Here is a 21,608-nt window from a genome sequence, read left to right as displayed (position 1 = left end):
GAGCAAGCCCGCTCCCACAGTGGATCTCTGTTGTACCAAAAATTAATGGCCACTGAAGATCACCTGTGGGAGCGGGCTTGCTCGCGAAGGGGCCCTTACAGCTTGAGCTGACCGATTGCCTTGCTCAATTCCCCCGCCAACGCTGCCAGCTCATTGCTGGTAGTCGCCGAATCCACGGTCTGCTGCACGGTGTTCTCGGTCACATCCCGAATGCTCACCACCGCCCGATTCATCTCTTCGGCCACGTGACTCTGCTGCTCGGCCGCCACCGCGATCTGCGTGTTGCTTTCGCGCATCTGTGCCACGGCGCTGGTGATTTCTGCCAATGCTGCACCGGCCTCCTGAGCCTGCTGCACGCAATCGTCGGCCTTGAACGAGCTTTCCTGCATGAAATCCACCGCGTCCCGAGTCCCGGCCTGCAACGCGGAAACCATGATCGTGATTTCGTCAGTGGAGGTCTGGACACGTTTGGCCAGGTTACGCACTTCATCGGCGACCACCGCAAACCCGCGACCCATTTCACCGGCACGGGCCGCTTCAATCGCTGCGTTCAGCGCCAGCAGATTGGTCTGCTCGGCGATGCTGTGAATCACACTGACCACGCCGTTGATCTTCTGACTGTCCTCGGCCAGACGCTGAATCATCTCGGCAGTCTGTTGCACCCCGCTGGACAGGCCGGCAATCGACTTCTGCACCCGACTGACCACTTCCTGCCCGCTGCCGGCCAGGGTGTCGGCGGTTTGCGAGAGGTCGCGGGTAGCGCCAGCGTGCTGGGCAATGTGATAGACCGTGGCGGTCATTTCGTTGATCGCCGTGGCGGCCTGATCGGTTTCGCTTTGCTGGCCGAGCATACCGTGACGCACCTCGTTCATGCTCGACGCCAGCCGCGCTGCGCCGACATCCAGTTGCCGGGCGGTGCTGGCGACGGTATTGACCACTCGCTGGTAACCGGCCTGCATGGCGTTGAAGGCATTGGCCATCTGCCCGACTTCGTCGGTGCAGGCCAGCGGCACGCGTGCCGACAGGTCACCGGTTTTCTCGACGTGGAGCATCACGTCCTTCAGGGTATTGAGCTGGCTGAGCAGGAAGCGGATCAACAATTGCGAAGCGCCAAGCATCGCCAGCATCAAGATCGCCACCGCCACGGCGTAGTTGGGAAAACGCTCGCCAAATACCTGCGCCAGGCTCGGGCCTTGGGCAATCACCGCGACCTGATTGCCATCTGTGCGCGTAAACACTTCCGCGCCCATCAACGGATTGTCGCCGAACAGCGGCATGGCATTGATTGCGACCCAGCCGTTGGTATCGGCCAGTTCCAGTACCGGCTGCCCGTTCAGCAACGGTGCTTGCCCGCGACTGAACGTCAGCACGTTATCGGCTTTGGGGAGCGGTTGCCCGGCGGGCCAGGCGCTGAGCAGTCGCGCCTGGGCTTGTGCCGATGCCTGGTAAGCATGGCTGCGGGCCTGTTGTTCGAGCTGTACGGCGTACAACACCAGCAGCAAGGTGGTGACGAAGGCGACGGCGTTGACCGCCCAGAATTTGTATTTCAGCGAGATATTGCTAAGCCAGGCACCCATGGAGGTCTTCTCTGATAGCGGAAACAGTTTCGGCAAGGTGCCAGTATTGTGCCGCTACTCAGGGGGCTGGATCTTGATGTGCGTCAACAATCCCGGCCATGCTCGCGCACAGGAATTGCGGGGCGTAATGCGCTATCCTTCGCGCCTTCAAAATTCCCTCGCTACAGGATTCCGCCCCATGAAAGCCGCACTCGTCGAACTCATCAGCAAAATAAGCTCCGGGTGCATGAGCGATGACGAAATCCTGAAAGTCGCTGACGAAGCGGCCCAGGCCTACGCCGATCCCGAGGCTTTTCTGACGGCCAATCCGGATATCAACTACGACGAAACATTCCCGATTCCGCTGGGCGAGTGGGTCGTCGTCGGCAGTCTTCCGGAGACCGTGCTGTTCCAGGCCGACACCTATGTGGACCTGTTCGCCCAGATCGTTTCCTCGTTCGGTCCCGGGGTTGATTTCAATATCAAGCCCAAGCAACTGGCCAAGACTGAAGCCCTGACCGCGCTCAATCGCATTCAGGTGCAGATGGGCAGCATGAACAAGGAAAACGGTGGTTACACGCTGATGAACTTCAGTCAGTTGCTCGACGACGAACTGCAAGTGGTGCTGGTCTACGGCAACGACGTGCCGCGCGTGCTCGAGTTGTGCGCCAAAGTCGGCATCGCTGCCGCACCCTCGCTGGAAGCCCTCAAAATCGCCGTCCACGTTTAAAAAACGGAACCCTCGCAAGGCCCGGCTATCCTAAGAGTGCAAACCACTCTTAGGGAGCGACACCATGGGTTCCACGTTCAATGGTCTGATTGGCCTGATTATTCTTGCCCTGGATATCTGGGCAATCATCAACGTGCTCAAAAGTGGTGCCGACACAGGGATGAAAATCATCTGGGTGCTGCTGATCCTGCTGCTGCCGGTGCTGGGCCTGATCATCTGGGCCATCGCCGGGCCTCGAGGAAACGTCCGGATCTGAATACGCACCCAAAGCCGACACCTTTCCCCTGTGGGAGCGAGCCTGCTCGCGATGCAGACGCCGCGGTTTCCCTGTAAACCGCGTTATCGTTTATCGCGAGCAGGCTCGCTCCCACACTGTTCCATGCCTACCTGACAGACGAAGGTTCGACCTGTCATGTGCTGCGACGTAGTATTCGCGTCTTGCCATCCGCATTCATCGGAGCACTTCCCATGAGCGACACCCCGACCAGCGAGTACCTGGAAACCCTCTACGAAGGTTACGGCCAGCGTTTTCGCATGGAAAAACTGCTGCACGAAGTGCGTACCGAACACCAGCATCTGGTGATTTTCGAAAACCCACGCATGGGCCGCGTCATGGCGCTGGACGGCGTGATCCAGACCACTGAAGCCGACGAATTCATCTACCACGAGATGTTGACCCACGTGCCGATCCTGGCGCATGGCACCGCCAAGCGCGTGCTGATCATCGGTGGCGGTGACGGTGGCATGCTGCGTGAAGTGGCCAAGCACCGCAGCATCGAGCACATCACCATGGTCGAGATCGACGGCACCGTGGTCGACATGTGCAAGAAATTCCTGCCGAACCACTCCAAGGGGGCGTTCGCTGATCCACGCCTGAACCTGGTGATCGACGACGGCATGCGTTTCGTCGCCACCACCGGCGAAAAATTCGACGTGATCATTTCCGATTCCACCGACCCGATCGGCCCGGGCGAAGTGCTGTTTTCGGAAAACTTCTACCAGGCCTGCCGTCGCTGCCTGAACGAAGGCGGCATCCTGGTGACCCAGAACGGCACGCCATTCATGCAAATCGAAGAAGTCAAAACCACCGCCGGACGCTTGCGTAGCCTGTTCCCGGACTGGCACTTCTATCAGGCGGCCGTGCCGACCTACATCGGCGGCGCCATGACCTTCGCCTGGGGCGCGACCAATACCGCTTATCGCAAGTTGTCCCGCGAAACCCTGCAGCAGCGCTTCGCCGGCAGCGGCATCATCACCCGCTACTACAACCCGGAAATCCACATCGGCGCGTTCGCCTTGCCGCAATACGTCTTGCAAGCTGTGAACAAGCCTAGCAACGACTGATATCGAGCAAGCCAGAAAGGGCCCTCTCAGGTTGTGTGAAAACACACCGCAGACGGCCCTTTTTTCATGCTTCACTTATAGAAGTAGAAGGTCCGGTTGAACGATTGGCCGGGGAAGAATGTCGAGATACATGTAAGCCCATCCATGGGTTTTATCGAGGAGGCACCTGATGCAAAAGTGGAAAGTCACTTTCGTTGATGATCACGGTGAACAAGTTGACGAGGTGTTCGAGAGCGATGAATGCCCGAACAACGAGCAAGCCGCGAAGCTCATTCGCGCCCGGTGCCTGCCTGTGGCTGCCGAACTGGACCTCAACGATCTGGAAGGGCGGGCCGATGATCCGACTGTCAAAAGTCTGAAGACCCAGAACAGCATTGAAATCCTCAGCATCACGCCAATCTGAACATCTCCTGTCACATTTCTAACCAGACCTTGGCAGTGGCTCTATCTTGAGGCTACTCTGCAACCGAGATCAGCGAACGGATCGCTAAGGTCTGGTCTTGTCAGCTACATGCTTGCTTCCCACCGGCAACGTTGTTGCCGCATCGCTCGCCCCATTCGGTTGCGAGTGCCGGGAATACGGAAAGTCTATCCATCAGTCTGAGGGGGACGTTTCATGAGCACAGCCTATCAAGAAGACATCAGCACCAGCGTGTTGCGCCGCATGAAAGAAGGCGGCTTCGACTTTTCACGATTCCATCCCATCGAGTTCTACGCCATTTTTCCGGACGAGGAGCGGGCGCGCAGGGCGGCAGGGCATTACTGTGGTGAATCCTTGAATGCACAAATCAGCGTGCGCGATGACGGCGCGTGGTACCTGGAACTGAGCAAAGTGATGTACGCCACTTATGACGGCATTGGCGATTTTGAGCAGGATTTCGAGGCGGTGGTCGAGCCTTTGGGCGGCATCATCGAAGGATGGGGCGTCAAGCAGGAGGTACGAGGGCGACTCGCATAGCTTATGAACAGTGACAACACTCAGCAACGGCTGACCTTCGGGTTGGCCGTTTTCGTTTTCGTGGGGCAGAAAACGCACCTGGCAAAACCCTGAAACAAGAATCCGACGCAAAAAAAACCGCCTGAACAGGCGGCTAAAGGGAAGTTCGTCAAGATTTTCAGCGAATGCGCGGATTATCCGCAGCGACTCTCGGGCAGTGAAATCAACTCTGGCTATGCTGGTGATAGGCGACAACATTGCTTCGCAATGAAGCGGGGGCGATCAGGTGGGGGCATTTACCGCACAGGATTGGTGCGGTGCGTGCAATGTGATTATCCAACTGATTGATATCAAAGCGTTTATGCCGATGGCACGGGCTTTGCGAAGCCCAGATGTCCGGGTGACAAGGAGTACGGCATGATCCGCACCTATTTTGATGAGATGTACGATGCCGGCGGCCAGGTCCGCCCGCATTATCGGGAGTTTGCCCGTTGGCTGGCCGAAACGCCTGACGAGCTTTTGGCACAACGGCGACGCGAGGCCGATCTGTTATTTCATCGCGCCGGGATTACATTCACGCTCTATGGTGATGAGCAAGGGACAGAGCGCCTGATTCCCTTCGACACCATCCCCCGCAGCATCCCCGCCAGTGAATGGCGAGTCGTCGAGCGCGGCTGCATTCAGCGGGTCAAGGCGTTGAACATGTTCCTCGCCGACCTCTATCACGAGCAGCGCATCATAAAGGCCGGCATCATTCCGGCCGAGCAAGTGCTGGCCAACGAGCAATACCAGTTGGCGATGCAAGGGCTGAATCTGCACCGCGATATCTATTCCCACATCTCCGGTGTCGATCTGGTGCGCGATGGCGACGGCACGTACTACGTGCTCGAAGACAATCTTCGTACACCGAGCGGCGTGAGCTACATGCTCGAAGACCGCAAGATGATGATGCGGTTGTTCCCCGAGTTGTTCGCGGCCCAGCGCATTGCTCCTATCGACCACTATCCGAACCTGTTGCTTGACACCCTGAAAAGCTCCAGCCCGATTGATAACCCGAGCGTGGTGGTACTGACGCCGGGTCGTTTCAACAGCGCGTTCTTTGAACATGCGTTTCTGGCGCGGGAAATGGGCGTTGAACTGGTGGAAGGCGCGGACCTGTTCGTGCGGGATGACAAGGTGTTCATGCGCACCACGGACGGGCCGAAAGCCGTCGACGTGATCTACCGTCGCCTCGACGATGCGTTCCTCGATCCGCTGGCGTTTAACCCGGACTCGATGCTCGGCGTTCCTGGGCTGCTGTCGTCGTATCGCTCCGGCAACGTGGTGCTGGCCAATGCCATCGGCACCGGGGTCGCGGACGACAAGTCGGTGTATCCATTCGTGACGGACATGATCCGTTTCTACCTGGATGAAGAGCCGATTCTGAAGAATGTGCCGACGTGGCAGTGTCGTAATCCCTCCGAATTGTCCCACGTACTGGCCAATCTTCCGGAACTGGTGGTCAAGGAAACCCAGGGCTCCGGCGGTTACGGAATGCTGGTCGGGCCGGCGGCGACGGCGGCGGAAATCGAGTCTTTCCGCGCGCGGATCAAAGCCAAGCCCCATGCGTACATCGCGCAACCGACGTTGTCCCTGTCGACCTGTCCGACCTTTGTCGAAAACGGCATTGCTCCACGCCACATCGACCTGCGTCCGTTTGTATTGTCTGGCCGCGAAACCCGGGTTGTGCCCGGCGGTTTGACCCGTGTTGCCCTGCGCGAAGGCTCCCTGGTGGTGAATTCATCCCAGGGCGGTGGAACCAAGGACACCTGGGTGGTCGAGGATTGAAGGAAGCCTGCCATGTTAAGTAGAACTGCCTCGGATTTGTATTGGATGTCGCGTTACCTGGAGCGGGCGGAAAACCTCGCACGGATGCTCGACATCAGTTATTCGCTGTCGCTGATGCCGCAGGATGGTCGTGGTGACGGCCTGCATGAACTCGCCATGCCGTTGCTGATCACCGGCACCCTGGACGATTACCTGGAGCGCCACGGCGAATTGCACGCTGAGCGGCTGCTGCATTTCTTCGCCCTGGACGCGGCCAACCCGGCGAGCATTTACAGCTGCCTCGGCGCCGCGCGGGCCAGCGCCCATGCGGTACGTGGGCGAATCACCGCCGACATGTGGGAAAACATCAATGCCACCTGGCTGGAAATCCGCGGGATTGCCGATCAGGGCCTGAGTCGCTACGGCATGAGCCGTTTCTGCGAGTGGATCAAGGAACGTTCCCACCTGTTTCGCGGCGCGTCCTACGGCACGATCATGCGTAACGATGCGTTCCGCTTTATTCGTCTGGGGACGTTTATCGAAAGGGCCGACAACACGCTGCGCCTGCTCGACGCCCGCTACGAAATGGCTGGCGATCAGGCAGAGGCGGTCAGCGATGGCACCGCTCACGCGTATTACCAGTGGAGTGCTTTGCTGCGGGCGTTGTCCTCGTTCGAGGCCTACACCGAGATCTACCGCGATGCGCCCGGCGCCCGGCATGTGGCCGAGTTGCTGTTGCTGCGTGCTGACGTGCCGCGTTCATTGCGCGCCTGCACCGAAGAAATCGACCAGATCCTCGCCCAGCTGCCGGGGGCCAACGGCCGTCCCGCGCAACGCCTGGCAGCGGAAATCGACGCACGCCTGCGCTACACCGGCATCACCGAAATTCTCGACGAAGGCCTGCACGCCTGGCTGACCGAGTTCATCCCGCTGGTGCGCCAGTTGGGTAACGCCATACACAGTTCCTACCTGGAGGCTGCATGAGACTTTCCATTAGCCACGAGACCACCTATCACTACGAAGATCAGGTGCGGGCGAGCATCCAGTACCTGCGACTGACCCCCCACGACAGCGAGCGCCAGCACGTGCTCAGCTGGCAGCTCGACTTGCCGCGCCCGGTGCGCGCGCAACTCGATCCGTTCGGCAACATCCTGCACGTGCTGACCCTGGACGAGCCCCACGAGGCGATCATCATCGGCGCCCGGGGCCAGGTGGACATCGACGAATTGCGCGAGGCGGAGCATGAAAGCCAGTCGGCACTGCCGTTCCTGCGCTTCACGCGCTTGACCGAAGCCGACGAAGCCCTGCGTGCGTTCGCCGAGAAGGAGTGCAAGCAACGCCGGGATCGCACGGCGCTGATCGACTTGATGCATGGCCTGAACCAGCACATGACCTACACGCCGGGTTCCACCGAAGTGGACACCAGCGCCGCCCAGGCCTTCGCCGGGCGTTCGGGCGTCTGTCAGGACCACACCCACGCTTTTCTCGCCTGCGCTCGCAGCCTGGGCATTCCGTCGCGTTATGTGTCGGGCTATTTGTACAGCGAGAACAGCGAACACCTGGCCAGTCACGCCTGGGCGGAAGCCTGGCTCGATGACGCCTGGTACAGCTTCGACGTGACCAATGAATTGGCGCGGCCCGAGCGTCATCTGAAACTGGCGGTGGGCCTGGATTACCTGGATGCCTGCCCGGTGCGTGGCATGCGGCGTGGCGGTGGTTGCGAGCAGATGCATGCGAAGGTGTTTGTTTCGCCGACGCCGATGCCGGTTATCTCCGTCCAGCAGCAATAATCGGGGATACCTCTTCGCGAGCAAGCCCGCTCCCACATTTGACTGTGAGCGACACAGATCCAGTGTGGGGGCGGGCTTGCTCGCGAAGAGGCCAACCCAGGCAGCACAAGGCTAGGGTTTAACCTTGCGCCCAGCCATGTGCTTCAAATACCCCACCAGCCTCTCCAGATCCCCATCCGGCAACACTGTCGCCGAGAACCCGGGCATCTTCGCCTGTGGCCACTGGCGCAAGCTCTGCGGATCACGAATGTAGCGCTTGAGGAAGTCCGCGCCGAAGTATTCGGTCGGGTTAAACGGAATGTTCAGGTCCGGCCCAAATTGCGCATCCCCGGCGCCGTTCAATCGGTGACATGCCAGGCAATTCTTCTGAAACAGCGCAAAGCCCTTGTTCACCGGGTCGTCAGCCTTCAATGCCGGATCGGGCCGCAGGGCAGGGAAGCGCTCGGCCACCGGCGCCATGCGCTTGATGCTCGCGACTTGAAAGGGCCATTGTTCGGGGCTGATGTCGCCCGCTTGCGGATCGGTCCAGACCAGATAGAACGGCCCGGCGCCGGGTTTGCCTTCCGACAGCGGTGGCCACGGCTTGGCGGGTTCTTCAATCGCCAGCCATGCGCGCGCGCCCTGGGTGTTGAGCAACGGTGCGGCTGACAGTTCTGCGGCAAAACCATCCAGGGCTACCGCTTGTAAGTGGTCTTCAGGTTTGATGCCCGTCAACAACGCAGCCAACGGAACAGCGCGATAGCTCATGTCCCGTTTGTAGGAAACGTCGTTGCTGACAGTGAGGGTCTGCACCTGAGGATGCTTGAGCAACTCCTCGGTTTGCCAGGTGCGATTGCTCGCGCCCAGCTCAAGGTTCAGCTGTGCGGCAGACAGAGGCGTGCTGAGCAGCAAGGCCCCGAACAAAATGAGCGTTTTCAAATGATCGCCGTCCATGTCGTGGAAGTGCCGCAAAGGTTGGCACACTCACGCTGACCCGGGTAGCGAGCCGGACACATTTTTAGAGGGCGATACCAAAACCTGGCGCCGTATTTTTTATTGACCGACTAGCCGATCACCTTGGTCAGGTTCGGCAAAATCAACAACAGCGTAGTGGCGAAAAGAATGAGCCCGGCTTGACGTACTTTCGATTGTTTGAACATGGCTTGACCGCCTTTATTGTTATTTCCTGATGCCTGCCTGCATTTCTCCATGACGGCAGAGCGTTGCACTTCCTGTTTGACGAGCGCCTCGGCAAAACCCAACGACAACTTCGTACAAGTTCACCTTAGAGCCCGCGTCACGCTTGGTTTAGATCCATTTCGTATGGACTTCACATAAATTGCTCTTAAAAAGGCATGAGGCCTATTGCCAGCTTCTTGGGCGCCCGTTTGCTAGACAGCTTGGGGTCCTGAATCGGTTAATCCGGTGGTTGCCTACCGTCCGTCTGAGCGTGACCGTCAACGTCTGTGAGCACTGCGGTCATTGAATCCGGGGCTGCTCGGCCTAAGGTGGAGACTGTGAATTTACTCCCTGCCCAGGTTCGAGAACGTCATGACCCAAGCTTTGATTTTCGACGCGTTACGCACGCCCCGCGGCAAAGGCAAGGCCAATGGTGCCTTGCACAGCGTCAAACCGGTGAACCTGGTGGCCGGGCTGCTCACGGCGCTGCAACAGCGCACGTCTCTCGATACCAGTCAGGTCGACGATGTGGTACTTGGCTGCGTGACGCCTGTCGGCGATCAGGGTTCCGACATCGCCAAAGCCGCGACCCAGGTGGCGGATTGGGACGTCAGCGTGGCGGGTTTGCAGATCAACCGCTTTTGCGCCTCGGGGCTGGAGGCGGTGAACCTCGGCGCGATGAAGGTGCGTTCCGGCTTCGAAGACCTGGTGGTGGTCGGCGGCGTTGAATCCATGTCCCGCGTGCCGATGGGCAGCGATGGCGGCGCCTGGGCACACGACCCGGAAACCAGTTTTCATAGCCATTTCGCCCCTCAAGGTGTGGGCGCTGACCTGATCGCCACGCTGGAAGGCTTCAGCCGTCAAGACGTCGATGCCTATGCGCTGCACTCCCAGCAAAAAGCTGCGCGGGCAAGGGCCGACGGTTCGTTCTACAAATCGCTGGTACCAGTGCAGGACCAGAACGGCATCATCCTGCTCGATCACGATGAATTCATCCGCGCCGGATCGACCATGGAAGGCTTGGGCCAGCTCAAACCGAGCTTCGAGATGATCGGGCAAATGGGCTTCGATGCCACGGCGCTTCGGGTCTACAGCCATGTCGAGCGGATCAACCACGTGCACACGGCGGGTAACAGTTCCGGGATCGTCGATGGCGCGGCGCTGATGCTGATTGGTTCCGAAGCGAAGGGCCGGGCGCTGGGTTTGCAACCGCGGGCGCGGATCGTCGCCACCGCCGTCACCAGCACCGACCCAACCATCATGCTCACCGGCCCCGCGCCGGCCACCCGCAAGGCACTGGCCAAGGCCGGGCTACGGGTTGAAGACATCGACCTGTTCGAGGTCAACGAAGCGTTTGCCTCGGTGGTGCTGAAATTCATCAGGGACATGGCGATCGACCTGGACAAGGTCAACGTCAACGGCGGCTCCATTGCCTTGGGTCACCCGCTGGGCGCCACTGGCTGCGCGATCCTCGGCACGTTGCTCGATGAACTGGAAACCCGGCGCCTGCGCTATGGCCTCGCGACGCTGTGTGTCGGCGGCGGCATGGGCATCGCCACCATCATCGAACGCCTCTGAGCCCCGACCGACTTCAAGGAAACCCTTTCATGACCGAAGCCATCCGTTACGAAAAAGGTCAGGACCAGATCGTCGTCCTGACCATCGACATGCCGGGCCAGAGTGCCAACACCATGAACGCGGTCTACCGCGAAGCCATGGCCGCGTGTGTCGCCAGACTGGTTGCCGACAAAGACACCCTCGCCGGCGTGATCATCACCTCGGCCAAGAAAACCTTTTTCGCCGGCGGCGACCTCAATGAACTGATCAAGGTCGGCAAGCCTGAAGCCAAAGCCTTTTACGACATGGTGCTGACACTCAAAGGGCAGCTGCGCACCCTCGAAACCCTCGGTAAACCGGTGGTCGCCGCGATCAACGGCGCGGCGTTGGGCGGCGGTTGGGAAATCTGCCTTGCGTGCCATCACCGGGTTGCGCTGGACGATTCTTCGGTGCAACTCGGCCTGCCGGAAGTGACCCTCGGCCTGCTGCCGGGCGGCGGCGGGGTGGTGCGCATGGTGCGGATGCTCGGTATTGAAAAAGCCTTGCCCTATTTGCTCGAGGGCAAGAAAGTCCGGCCGCAGCAGGCGTTGCGGGCAGGTTTGATTGATGAGTTGGCGGCGGATCGTGATGAATTGCTGGCCAAGGCGCGCACCTGGATTATCGCCCACCCTTCGGTTGTGCAGCGCTGGGACGTGAAGGGTTATCAGATTCCCGGTGGTACGCCGTCGAACCCGAAAGTCGCGCAAATGCTGGCCATCGCGCCGTCGATCCTGCGCAGCAAAACCCAGGGCTGTCTGCCCGCGCCAGAAAAAATCCTCTGCGCCGCGGTGGAAGGTGCTCAGGTGGATTTCGACACCGCGCACTTGATCGAAACCCGTTACTTCACCGAATTGACCACCGGCCAAGTGTCGAAAAACCTGATCGGCACGTTCTGGTTCCAGCTCAACGAAATCAATGCCGGCAGCTCGCGGCCCCAAGGCTTTGCACCCTACGTGACGCGTCGCGTGGGCGTGCTGGGCGCAGGCATGATGGGCGCCGGAATCGCCTTTGTCAGCGCATCGGCCGGCATCGACGTGGTGCTCAAGGACATCAATCTTGCGGCCGCACAGAAGGGCAAGGCTCATTCGGCGGCTCTACTGGACAAGAAGGTTGCGCGTGGCCAATTGAGTGCCGATCAGCGCGATGCAACGCTGGCGCGAATTCATCCCACTGAAAGCGACGCCGACCTGGCCGGTTGTGATCTGATCATTGAAGCGGTGTTTGAAGATCGCGAACTGAAAGCCAGCGTCTCTTCGGCGGCGCAAAAAGTCGTTGGCCCGGATGCGGTGATTGCTTCCAACACGTCGACCTTGCCCATCAGCGGCCTCGCTGCCGCCGTGCCGGATCAGAGCAAGTTCATCGGCCTGCATTTCTTCAGCCCCGTGGAGAAAATGCCCTTGGTGGAAATCATCAAAGGCGCCCACACCAGCAATGAAACCCTGGCTCGCGGGTTCGATTTCGTCCTGCAAATCAAGAAAACGCCGATTGTGGTCAACGACAGTCGCGGTTTCTTCACCTCGCGGGTGTTCGGCACATTCACCAACGAAGGCATCGCCATGCTGGGCGAAGGCGTGAGCGCGCCGATGATTGAGACCGAAGCGCGCAAGGCCGGCATGCCAATCGGACCTCTGGCGATCTCCGACGAAGTTTCCCTCAGCTTGATGAGCCATATCCGCCAGCAAACTGCCAAAGACCTGCGAGCAGAAGGGAAACCACTGATTGAGCACCCGGCATTCGCCGTGATTGACTTGCTGCTCCAGGAATACAAGCGTCCGGGCAAGGCTGCTGGTGGTGGTTTCTATGATTATCCGACCCGTGGGCAGAAGCATCTGTGGCCAGAGCTGAAAAGCCTTTTCGAGAAGGCTGACGGGCAGATTTCGCCGAAGGACGTGCGCGATCGGCTGCTGTTCGTGCAAGCCATCGAAACCGTGCGCTGTATGGAGGAGGGGGTGTTGACCTCGACGGCGGACGCCAACGTCGGCTCGATCTTCGGAATCGGCTTCGCCGCCTGGACCGGCGGCGCGCTGCAGTTCATCAACCAGTATGGCGTGAAAGATTTCGTCGCCCGCGCCCAGTACCTGGCGGAGCAGTATGGCGAGCGATTCGCCCCCCCTGCGCTATTGCTGGAGAAAGCGGCTAAAGGGGAGGCGTTCTAGGGGACGGGTGACGCATTCCGGGGCTTGCCTTGCCACTGTGTTTCAAGGCAGGCTCTGGGGTGTGCATTATTCCCATCATGTGTCAGGTATTTTTTATGTCGTTACGCATCTGCATTCTGGAAACCGACATCCTGCGTCCGGAACTGGTCGATGAATATCAGGGTTACGGGCAGATGTTCCAGCGTCTGTTTTCGCAGCAACCCATTGCTGCCGAGTTCACGGTGTACAACGTGATGCAGGGCGAGTATCCCGGCGATGAGCTGACATTCGATGCCTATCTGGTCACCGGCAGCAAGGCCGATTCCTTCGGCACCGACCCGTGGATTGAAACCCTCAAGGCTTACCTGCTGACCCGCTACGAGCGCGGCGACAAATTGCTGGGCGTGTGCTTCGGCCATCAACTGCTGGCGCTGCTGCTGGGCGGCAAGAGCGAACGTGCGCCCCAAGGCTGGGGCGTCGGCACCCACAAGTACAAACTCGCCGCCAAGGCGCCGTGGATGAGCCCGGTGAGAGAAGAACTGACCTTGTTGATCAGCCATCAGGACCAGGTCACCGCGCTCCCGGAAAACGCCACGGTCATCGCTTCCAGCGATTTCTGCCCGTTCGCCGCGTACCACATCAACGATCAGGTGCTGTGCTTCCAGGGGCATCCGGAGTTCATTCACGATTACTCGCGCGCGCTGTTGGATATTCGTCAGGAAGCGCTGGGCGAGCAGATTTATTCGAAAGGTATGGCGAGCCTTGAGCACGAGCATCACGGCACTACCGTTGCGGAGTGGATGATGCGGTTTGTGGCGCACAAGCCTGCATCCGAGTCGGTTTAAAAGATAAAAGCTTCGCGAGCAAGTCGAATCGTCGCACCGCCGCTCCCACAATGATCTCTACAACACTGGAGATCCACTGTGGGAGCGGGCTTGCTCGCGAATGTCACAGGCACCTCGGTAATGGCTACAACCACCCCGATTTCTTGAAACTCGCCCACAAACTTACGCACCCCACCGCAATAACCCCCAGCACCCCGAAATAACCGTAATGCCAACTCAACTCCGGCATATCCTGAAAGTTCATCCCGTATATCCCGGCCACTGCCGTCGGGAAGGCGAGAATCGCCGCCCACGCCGCAAACTTGCGCTGCACCACGCTTTGGCGTGAGGCTTCCAGCAACACCCCAACTTCAATAGTCTGGCTGGCAATGTCCGCCAGGGTCGTCAGGTCTTCCATCTGCCGCGTCACGTGGATTTGCACATCGCGAAAGTACGGGCGCATGTTCTTGTCGATGAACGGAAAGTTGAGCTTTTGCAATTCCTCACCAATCTCTACCATCGGCGCCGCATAACGACGCAAACGCAAGACATCCCGGCGCAGACTATGGAGTTTTTGAATGTCGCGCTCGTTCAGAGAACTGCACATGACGTTGCGTTCCAGCTCATCGATCTCTGTATGGATCGCTTCACCCATGGGCTGGTAGTTTTCGATCACGAAGTCGAGGATGGCATAGAGTACGAAATCTTCCCCATGCTCCAGCAACAGCGGACGCGCCTCACAGCGCTGTCGGACATGGGCGTAGGACGCCGAGTGACCGTTGCGTGCGGTAATGATGTAGCCCTTGCCGGCAAAGATATGAGTCTCGATGAACTCCAGTTTTCCTTCATTCCGGATCGGCGAATACGTGACAATGAACAGTGCATCGCCGAAGGTTTCCAGTTTCGGCCGACTGTGTTTTTCCAGGGCGTCTTCAATGGCCAGTTCGTGCAGGTTGAACTGGCGTTGCAGATTGAACAGCTCCTGGGCGTTCGGCTCTTCAAGGCCGATCCAGACAAAGTGGCCAGGCTTTGCAGCCCAGGCAGCGCCTTCATCGAGGGTGATATTGGTGACTTTCTTACCAGCGCTATAAACCGCAGCAGCAACAACTCTACCCATGATAGTGATTCACTTCTTATTGGCAGCTTTCTATTAGCAAAGATGGCAGTGGCAGGCAGTCTCCAGCTTAGCCCTGTCTACTGCTTGAGAGTCAGTGAAATCTGCGGAGTTCGTAGGCAAAAGCTCGCAGGCAAAAGAAAACCCGCACAAGGCGGGTTTCTTTTACGCGGCTTGCAGTTGCCGATCCATCGAAGCGATGCACTCGCGCATCTGTTCGCGGCACTGGGCAATCAGCAGCGGCATGTCATCCAGGCTCAATCCAGCCGTAGGAATCGCCGGTAACGAGCGGATCAGAATCTTCCCACTGCGCCAACGGTTCAATCGCATGTGTTTAACGTAACTGCTGACACACACCGGAACAATCGGTACCCCGGCGGCAATGGCCATTTGAAAGGCGCCTTTCTTGAACGGCAGCAACTCTTCGCCCAGGTTGCGCGTGCCTTCCGGGAAGACCCAAATCGAAGTGTCTTCATTCTGTAACGTGTGGGTAGTGGTCAGCATCGACTGGCGCGCTTTCTGCGCATTGCCGCGATCGATCAGCACATTGCCCGCCAGCCAGAACAACTGACCAAACAGCGGCACCCACTTCAGACTCTTCTTGCCGATACACACGGTGCGGCGAGGCACCACGTTGCCGAACACAAACAGATCGTAGTTGGACTGGTGATTGGCGATGATCACGCAGCTGTCGGGTTTATCCATCAGCGGTCCGACGTCAGACTTCACCCGCAGACGCAAAATGCACATCGCCGGCCATGCATAAAGACGCGCGCACAAACGGCTGTTATCCGGGTTGAACGGTCGGCACAGGCCAAGAGTCACTCCAAGCACACCGGCCAGAATAAAGTGCAGGCCCATCAATAACATACGAAACACAAACAGCATTTACAGGCCCCACCGGGACAAAAGGTGGCGCAGTGTACGGATGTGCACTGTTTTCGGCAATTGCCGCTATAGAGGTGGGAGATAGGCGATGTTTGAGCGCATGTTTCCGACTTATGGGTCAGATGCGATCTAGAGCGGTTGTAGGCTATTTAACGGAGCGCATAAGAAAAAGCCCGACACGACGGTCGGGCTTTTCGGTGCGGGACGTTTGGGTTTAAACCAAAAAATCCTGATCCTCGATAATCGCGTTGTCCAGCCTCTCCAGCAGCGCCTTGCGCACTTTGAGCTTGGTGTTCTTGTGCGCGATCATGTTGATCTTCTTCAACTGACGAGCCGCCGCCAGCGCCGCGCCTTGCAACTCTTCGGCCGAAACCACCAGATCGAAGAACCCGGCATCCACGGCACTTTGCGGATTAAACATCTCAGCGTTGATCACCGCGCGGTGGAACGCCGACTTGCGCAGACGGTCACGGGCCAGCTCGATACCGGCGTGGTGCATGGTCATGCCGATCTGCACTTCGTTCAAACCAATGGTGAACGGGCCGTCGACACCAATGCGGTAATCCACCGACAACAACAGGAACGCGCCCTTGGCCACCGCATGCCCAGGGCACGCGACGATCACCGGGAACGGGTGAGACAACAGGCGGCGGGCCAGCGTCGAACCGGCAGTCACCAGCGCCACGGCTTCTTTAGGGCCGGAGGTCATCACCTTCAAGTCATAACCGCCCGACAGCATCCCGGGCGTACCGGTAATGATCACCACCGCACGATCAGTCACTGCCTGATCCAGCGCGGCGTTAAACGCAACAATCACGTCCGGAGAGATGGCATTGACCTTGCCATTGCTCAAGGTCAGGGTCGCGATACCGTCTTCGAGATGGTAGGAAATCAACTCACTCATGACGCTATTCCTTTCAATAAAGTAGCGCAGACGTTACTCACCGCCGCAGGCCAGGTAAAGCGCCGTGACTGACCGCCCAGTCACCCTTTTCCCGCCCGGCAAGCGTCGCCCGCCACGTCAGCCGCGCATTCCCCTCTATATAGAGGAGGACGCGAAGCCGGAGATTGGCGGGTTTGCCATGGACTGGAACCTGCTCGAACGACTGAAACGCTAAGCGCATGAAAATTCTGCAAAAAAAGTTTGCCATCGGAAAAGCTTTCGACTACATTAGCGCGCCTCGACAGACAGAACTTGTTTGACGAGATACGGTGAAGTGTCCGAGTGGCTTAAGGAGCACGCCTGGAAAGTGTGTATACAAGAAATTGTATCGAGAGTTCGAATCTCTCCTTCACCGCCAAATTCGATGTAACCAAAACCCCTGATTTCGAAAGAAGTCAGGGGTTTTGTGGTTTCTGGCGTCTGGATTTTTTGGAAGGCAATGTTATTGATCCACGCTCATCGGCGAAGGCACTTCCGAAATTCATGTAGGACGAGTGATAGGTATGTGGGACGTAATGCTGGAAAGCCAGATAGTTGGGGGCTTTCATGGGGTTCAGCAACTGGCACGAGCCGTTTCGTAAGGGGTATTCGCTTTGCGCCTTTAGGGGGCACAATGGATCAACGGGCAAGGCAATGACGCGGCCCATTATCTGGAAGGACGAACGCACGTAATGCAGGAACTCACCATGGAACAGGCAGAACTGGAAAAGGTTCATGTGGAGATCGTCAAGCTGATGGCTGAGCAGCGCAAGCTGAATGCCGAGGCCGGGAAGATGACCCGTGAAACTTTTTGGTATCCGGTGGCTGTGGCGACTGGGTTGATTGGCACGGTGGCCACTGTCACAACTGTGCTGGTCAAGCTGCTTTAACCTGTTGGACTGCCCAAGCCCTCGAATGGAATCGACACTATGTCCCACCCTCGCGCCGCTTCCCGCCGCATAGCTATTTCCCTCACCGCTGTGTTGATGAGTACCGTCTCCTTATTCGCCGCCGCATCTACGACCAAGACTTTCCCCGATGCCATAGTCAGCGGCCCCGTAAAACTAGGCTGGATGGTCGGTTCGCCACCCCCATCGCACCGTGTGTTTTGAAGACGGCAGCTAGCGGATCTGGAGCCGTTTGGGTGCTGAGCAGGACGCCTATTTCACGGTGGATTCCATTGGCACCCCGTTTGGGTTGCCTTGAGTAATTATCCCCGGACTATGAAGAAGAGCGCCCACCGAAAAAATCCCGCATCCCGGCGAACATATCGCGGATAACGTTGCCCCCCTGCACCGACTCAGCACTGACGATGTCCAGATAGGCGGTGATTTGTTGGCCTTCGATGGTGTGGGTTGTGGTGGTGATCATTAAACGGGCGTTGAAGGAAGCACTGATTCAGGCAACCGACGAGTTGAAGGAACGGGCGCGGGCACTTCAGGCTGATGCGGTGGTGGGGCTTGATTATGAGATCAGCATGCCGGCCGGGAAGGGCGGGATTGTGGTGGTGTTCGTGACCGGGACGGCGGTCAAGTTGAGGTGAGTGGGTCACGAAGCCGTTCGTCGGGGATGCAATAATCTGAACTACAAGTCCAGTACTGACTGACTAGTCTCAAAAGCGTTGAAGGTCGATATTTTTCCAGGCATACGGCTTGCCGGTGTCGACCTATTTTTGAGAGGGGAGAAGTATGGCTGATTCGTATATCGAAGACGACGGGTCTGAGTTTCCGATCAACAATTGCGTGCAGTGTGGTCAAGCGGAGTATGTGTCGGGCTTTGGTGAAGACCGGGCTCAAGTCGCCAAAGTGAAATCCAAGGTGCCCCGGACCGAAAAGGCGAATTTCTTGCCGAGGAGGGTGACGGCGCCTTCCAGGAAGTAACCGTTAACCGGACAGTCCCCCCGCCATTGAGCGGGGTTTTTATTTCCACAAGGTAGTTGGGATTTTGACTACAGATATAAAACCCACCGTGGGTAATTTTTTTCACAAACTTTTCACGCCTGCCTACGTAGGCTCAACTCATCCGTTAGAAAGCAGTACCTGGCCCGTTCCCCAGCGGGCTTTTTTTTGCCTGTCATAAAACCTTTTCTAAAAACGCTGTCCAACCGTCGCCTAATGCGAGGTTGTACCCGTGCGTGTCTGGACTTTGTCTCCTCAAAAGCATTCAATCTCGCCCCTTTCGGTTACCCCTTTTTTTTGAGGTTCTTGTCATGCGTTTAACACTGCCTGCTTTGGTTCTGGGGCTTTTGGTTGCTCAAGGTGCGATGGCTGCGGGTGATGGCACTGCCGCCATCGGTGGTGGTTTGGGTGGCGCGCTAGGTAATGTGGTCGGCCAGAGCATGGGCGGCAGCACCGGTGCAGCGATTGGTGCGGGTGTAGCAGGCGCGGCAGGCAGTGCTGTTGCAGCACGCAAAGGCAGCCGTACTAAAGCCGCCATTGGTGGTGGTATCGGCGCGGCCGGCGGTTCGGTGATCGGCAATAGCCTGGGCGGCAAGACCGGTTCCACCATTGGCGCAGGCTTGGGCGGCGCATTGGGCGGCGGCGTGGGCAGCAACCTGGCCAAAGGTCACAAGCGTCACTGATCCTGATCGATCAGCTCAAAAAGCCCGGCTTGATGCCGGGCTTTTTGTATCTGGATGTTTCTTCTTTCGCGCTCTTCGAATTTATAGCTGTCCAACGATCAGCGCTGGTGTGATGAAAAAGCTAGACTCACGCCATCCGTAACGCGTTCTCTTACCCCCGATACGGAATTTAGAGGTTCATATCATGCGTTTGACATTGTCCACGTTGGTTCTGGGACTTTTGGTCGCTCAAGGTGCAATGGCCGCCGGAGACGGCACCGCTGCAGTTGGCGGTGGTATTGGCGGTGCGCTAGGTAACGTGGTCGGCCAGCAAATGGGCGGCAGCACGGGCGCTGCGGTTGGCGCCGGTGTAGGCGGCGCGGCAGGTAGCGCGGTCGGCGCGAACAAAGGCAGTCGTACAGAAGCGGCTATTGGTGGTGGTTTGGGGTCGGCCGGTGGCTCGGTGATCGGCAATAGCCTGGGTGGCAAGACCGGTTCGACCATTGGCGCAGGCCTGGGCGGCGCGGCAGGTGGGGCGGTAGGCAACAACTTGGGTAACGATAGCGGCGGTTCGCACTCCGGTAACGGCTACAACCATAAGCATAAAAACAAGCACAAGAATCACTGATTCGACATCGACCTACATCAGAAACCCGGCCCCGCGCCGGGTTTTTCATTTCTGGAGCAGGACTCTGGAACGTTTGGTCGTGGGCCACCTCGAACTTCATACACCCCAGAATGTTAAGAGGCATGCCATGACTCCTGAAACCGAAGGCAAGGAAGAAAAAGGCCCGAGCGGGCTTCCGTTCATTAACGATCCAGGAAACGAAGATCCAGGCTCACTGATGGATGACGCAACAGTGCCGCTCAATGATTCCGATGAGGCGGGCGACGTCGGAAATATCGAGTTCGAAGACGAGGAAGAGGAAGAGGACGAAGACGAAGACGAAGACGAAGATTGAGCCTGCTGTGCGACGGATTCGACCGATCGTCTCTCTGATCGAACGCAATGCAGGGCACAAACCTCAAAACTTCAGGGCCTGCTTTTCAGGCCCCACGAGAGGTGCCTTATGAACGCTGATCCGAAAGACTCCGACTTCGACGATACCCCCGAATATCCGCTGCCTTCACCGACCGATCCCCTGAGTCGTGATCAGCGTCCGCCTGATGACGACACCGCTGTAGAGCAGTTGCCGTCTGATGAAGTGAAGCGTGGGGATGTGGAAGCTCTCCCTGACGACCCGGACATTGCCGGTGAAGACGGCTCAAACGAACCGAGCTGAACATACGCTGTGGCGTAGCGCCACTCGTCGAATGTGCGGCACCTTTAAAAAGCGATGACTGCCAGAAATCAGGTACGCACCTTTTAAAGGAGATACACCATGATCAGGTCAAAATTGACGGCCCTGACGGTGATCGGCGTGTTGTCGGCCGGCTCAATGTCGGCGTTTGCCGAGTCCTCCGGCAACGATGCACCTGTGGATAAGGGCGGGATGCCGCCGTACTCCGAAATGAATGCGGGCTCCTCGGATGGGAATGCGTTGCCGCCTGGCACCATTGAGAGTGGGAATGGTGGTGATGCAAATGGAAGTAGCACCAGCCCGGAGGCGGGAAGTGGGGCGATGAGTGGTGGAGGTTCGATGGGGAGTGGTTCTGGGAGTGGGTCTGGAGGATCCGGTAGTTCTGGGATGAGTGGAAGCGGGAGGGGGGGGAGTTCTGGGACTGCGGGAGGAGGTACGGGTGGTGCTGGTGGGAGTACGAGTGGTTCGGGTAGTTAAGTCCGAATTCCACCGGAAGATTAGCCCAGTTAGAACTGGGCTTTTTCCAGATACTTTATCTTTACCCTAGCTACTCGTCGGAGATATCAGATTCAACCCATCGCATGAAAAACTCTTCCTGAACCTCAGGTTCGTTTGTCAGATTGTTTTCCTCATAATCAAAGATACTTACTAAATCGCTTCTAAATGCTTGTTTTCCAAGTGTTAGTTCATATGCTTTTACACCTAACGACATCTGTGAGGACATAGTAGAGGGGTGTACGTTTATTTTTGCTCCTTTACACAAAAAAGTTACGTCACGATGGTCTTCCCTGACATGACCTAGGCATTTGTAAAAATCGTCGCCAAAGTACGAATTTCGATAACCATCTGCCATAACAAAAGTGATGCTTAGATTTTCGGAGTCACAGAGAAGCTCAGCGGATTGACGCTTGCCATTTTTGATTATCAAAATCTTTACGCTGTCCACA

The 21,608-nt window shown here is 58.0% G+C and carries 25 protein-coding genes, 1 tRNA gene and 2 pseudogenes; 20 read left to right on the top strand and 8 right to left on the bottom strand.

Going from position 1 to position 21,608, the window contains the following annotated elements:
• Positions 1-95: 95 nt before the first annotated feature.
• Entirely contained in the window at positions 96-1,577 is a 1,482-nt protein-coding gene (locus tag DFS28_RS16780) for a methyl-accepting chemotaxis protein (RefSeq protein ID WP_111450677.1), read from the bottom strand.
• Between the two features lie 178 nt (positions 1,578-1,755).
• Here DFS28_RS16780 and DFS28_RS16775 point away from each other — a divergent pair, with 178 nt between their 5' ends.
• The 8 genes from DFS28_RS16775 to DFS28_RS16740 all read left to right on the top strand — a co-directional run bounded on the left by DFS28_RS16775 (position 1,756) and on the right by DFS28_RS16740 (position 8,163).
• Positions 1,756-2,286, top strand: coding sequence for a hypothetical protein (locus DFS28_RS16775; RefSeq protein ID WP_046047937.1), 531 nt, complete (start codon positions 1,756-1,758; stop codon positions 2,284-2,286).
• Positions 2,287-2,350: 64 nt separating this feature from the next.
• A complete protein-coding gene (locus DFS28_RS16770) occupies positions 2,351-2,542 on the top strand; it encodes a PLDc N-terminal domain-containing protein (RefSeq protein ID WP_008148797.1) in 192 nt (63 codons plus the stop codon).
• 212 nt (positions 2,543-2,754) lie between these two features.
• Complete coding sequence (gene speE / locus DFS28_RS16765) at positions 2,755-3,630, top strand: polyamine aminopropyltransferase (RefSeq protein ID WP_111450676.1); 876 nt, start codon at positions 2,755-2,757, stop codon at positions 3,628-3,630.
• Between the two features lie 169 nt (positions 3,631-3,799).
• Positions 3,800-4,033 carry a hypothetical protein gene (locus DFS28_RS16760; protein ID WP_008148802.1) on the top strand — a complete coding sequence of 78 codons (234 nt, stop codon included), beginning with the start codon at positions 3,800-3,802 and terminating at the stop codon, positions 4,031-4,033.
• A gap of 213 nt (positions 4,034-4,246) precedes the next feature.
• The gene (locus DFS28_RS16755) at positions 4,247-4,588 is read left to right on the top strand and encodes a ribonuclease E inhibitor RraB (protein WP_008148805.1); all 342 of its coding nucleotides are present in this window, start codon (positions 4,247-4,249) and stop codon (positions 4,586-4,588) included.
• Between the two features lie 396 nt (positions 4,589-4,984).
• Positions 4,985-6,394: a circularly permuted type 2 ATP-grasp protein gene (locus DFS28_RS16750; protein ID WP_008148806.1), complete on the top strand. Its 1,410-nt coding sequence runs from the start codon at positions 4,985-4,987 to the stop codon at positions 6,392-6,394.
• Positions 6,395-6,406: 12 nt separating this feature from the next.
• Complete coding sequence (locus DFS28_RS16745) at positions 6,407-7,357, top strand: alpha-E domain-containing protein (RefSeq protein ID WP_111450675.1); 951 nt, start codon at positions 6,407-6,409, stop codon at positions 7,355-7,357.
• Entirely contained in the window at positions 7,354-8,163 is an 810-nt protein-coding gene (locus DFS28_RS16740; protein WP_111450674.1) for a transglutaminase family protein, read from the top strand. Before DFS28_RS16745 ends, DFS28_RS16740 begins: the two co-directional genes overlap by 4 nt.
• Before the next feature lie 111 nt (positions 8,164-8,274).
• On the opposite strand, the gene DFS28_RS16735 is transcribed toward DFS28_RS16740, so the two are convergent.
• Positions 8,275-9,096: a cytochrome c gene (locus DFS28_RS16735; RefSeq protein ID WP_111450673.1), complete on the bottom strand. Its 822-nt coding sequence runs from the start codon at positions 9,094-9,096 to the stop codon at positions 8,275-8,277.
• Positions 9,097-9,206: 110 nt separating this feature from the next.
• Entirely contained in the window at positions 9,207-9,404 is a 198-nt protein-coding gene (locus DFS28_RS16730) for a hypothetical protein (RefSeq protein WP_132834348.1), read from the bottom strand.
• Positions 9,405-9,693: 289 nt separating this feature from the next.
• Between DFS28_RS16730 and DFS28_RS16725 the strand changes: the two genes are divergently transcribed.
• The 3 genes from DFS28_RS16725 (at position 9,694) to DFS28_RS16715 (ending at position 13,897) form a co-directional block, all read left to right on the top strand.
• Complete coding sequence (locus DFS28_RS16725) at positions 9,694-10,899, top strand: acetyl-CoA C-acetyltransferase (RefSeq protein ID WP_111450671.1); 1,206 nt, start codon at positions 9,694-9,696, stop codon at positions 10,897-10,899.
• Between the two features lie 29 nt (positions 10,900-10,928).
• A complete protein-coding gene (locus DFS28_RS16720) occupies positions 10,929-13,073 on the top strand; it encodes a 3-hydroxyacyl-CoA dehydrogenase NAD-binding domain-containing protein (protein ID WP_111450670.1) in 2,145 nt (714 codons plus the stop codon).
• A 95-nt stretch (positions 13,074-13,168) separates the two neighbouring features.
• Positions 13,169-13,897 (top strand): amidotransferase, encoded by a 729-nt coding sequence (locus DFS28_RS16715; RefSeq protein ID WP_111450669.1) that lies wholly within the window; start codon positions 13,169-13,171, stop codon positions 13,895-13,897.
• A gap of 124 nt (positions 13,898-14,021) precedes the next feature.
• Here DFS28_RS16715 and DFS28_RS16710 read toward each other — a convergent pair whose 3' ends face one another.
• The 3 genes from DFS28_RS16710 to DFS28_RS16700 all read right to left on the bottom strand — a co-directional run bounded on the left by DFS28_RS16710 (position 14,022) and on the right by DFS28_RS16700 (position 16,782).
• The gene (locus DFS28_RS16710) at positions 14,022-14,993 is read right to left on the bottom strand and encodes a magnesium and cobalt transport protein CorA (RefSeq protein WP_111450668.1); all 972 of its coding nucleotides are present in this window, start codon (positions 14,991-14,993) and stop codon (positions 14,022-14,024) included.
• A gap of 162 nt (positions 14,994-15,155) precedes the next feature.
• Entirely contained in the window at positions 15,156-15,878 is a 723-nt protein-coding gene (locus tag DFS28_RS16705; RefSeq protein WP_111450667.1) for a 1-acylglycerol-3-phosphate O-acyltransferase, read from the bottom strand.
• A 214-nt stretch (positions 15,879-16,092) separates the two neighbouring features.
• On the bottom strand, positions 16,093-16,782 hold the full coding sequence (locus DFS28_RS16700) for a crotonase/enoyl-CoA hydratase family protein (RefSeq protein WP_111450666.1): 690 nt from the start codon (positions 16,780-16,782) through the stop codon (positions 16,093-16,095).
• Between the two features lie 64 nt (positions 16,783-16,846).
• On the opposite strand from DFS28_RS16700, the gene DFS28_RS30530 reads away from it, so the two are divergent.
• The 3 genes from DFS28_RS30530 (at position 16,847) to DFS28_RS16690 (ending at position 17,690) form a co-directional block, all read left to right on the top strand.
• A complete protein-coding gene (locus DFS28_RS30530; protein WP_158539687.1) occupies positions 16,847-16,996 on the top strand; it encodes a hypothetical protein in 150 nt (49 codons plus the stop codon).
• Between the two features lie 93 nt (positions 16,997-17,089).
• Positions 17,090-17,179, top strand: a tRNA-Ser gene (locus tag DFS28_RS16695).
• A gap of 328 nt (positions 17,180-17,507) precedes the next feature.
• Complete coding sequence (locus tag DFS28_RS16690) at positions 17,508-17,690, top strand: hypothetical protein (protein WP_082459027.1); 183 nt, start codon at positions 17,508-17,510, stop codon at positions 17,688-17,690.
• 334 nt (positions 17,691-18,024) lie between these two features.
• On the opposite strand, the pseudogene DFS28_RS16680 reads toward DFS28_RS16690, so the two are convergent.
• Positions 18,025-18,171: pseudogene (locus DFS28_RS16680) on the bottom strand (heavy metal-binding domain-containing protein); the annotation flags it as partial.
• Between DFS28_RS16680 and DFS28_RS16675 the strand changes: the two are divergent.
• The 6 genes and pseudogenes from DFS28_RS16675 to DFS28_RS16650 all read left to right on the top strand — a co-directional run.
• A pseudogene (locus DFS28_RS16675) lies at positions 18,170-18,343 on the top strand (heavy metal-binding domain-containing protein); the annotation flags it as partial. The pseudogenes DFS28_RS16680 and DFS28_RS16675 overlap by 2 nt on opposite strands.
• Positions 18,344-18,488: 145 nt before the next feature.
• Complete coding sequence (locus DFS28_RS30885; RefSeq protein ID WP_111450665.1) at positions 18,489-18,680, top strand: hypothetical protein; 192 nt, start codon at positions 18,489-18,491, stop codon at positions 18,678-18,680.
• A gap of 329 nt (positions 18,681-19,009) precedes the next feature.
• Complete coding sequence (locus DFS28_RS16665; protein ID WP_111450664.1) at positions 19,010-19,381, top strand: bacteriocin; 372 nt, start codon at positions 19,010-19,012, stop codon at positions 19,379-19,381.
• Positions 19,382-19,565: 184 nt separating this feature from the next.
• Entirely contained in the window at positions 19,566-19,988 is a 423-nt protein-coding gene (locus DFS28_RS16660) for a glycine zipper domain-containing protein (protein WP_111450663.1), read from the top strand.
• A 127-nt stretch (positions 19,989-20,115) separates the two neighbouring features.
• On the top strand, positions 20,116-20,322 hold the full coding sequence (locus DFS28_RS16655; RefSeq protein WP_111450662.1) for a hypothetical protein: 207 nt from the start codon (positions 20,116-20,118) through the stop codon (positions 20,320-20,322).
• Positions 20,323-20,430: 108 nt separating this feature from the next.
• Positions 20,431-20,643, top strand: a complete 213-nt coding sequence (locus tag DFS28_RS16650; protein WP_111450661.1) for a hypothetical protein — start codon at positions 20,431-20,433, stop codon at positions 20,641-20,643.
• 565 nt (positions 20,644-21,208) lie between these two features.
• On the opposite strand, the gene DFS28_RS16640 is transcribed toward DFS28_RS16650, so the two are convergent.
• Positions 21,209-21,607, bottom strand: coding sequence for a hypothetical protein (locus tag DFS28_RS16640; protein ID WP_111450659.1), 399 nt, complete (start codon positions 21,605-21,607; stop codon positions 21,209-21,211).
• Position 21,608: the final 1 nt, after the last annotated feature.

The organism is Pseudomonas sp. 478 (assembly GCF_003254125.1).
GTDB lineage: Bacteria > Pseudomonadota > Gammaproteobacteria > Pseudomonadales > Pseudomonadaceae > Aquipseudomonas.
Note: the sequence above shows the minus strand (reverse complement) of the source record. Positions and strands in the feature narration are given on the sequence as shown.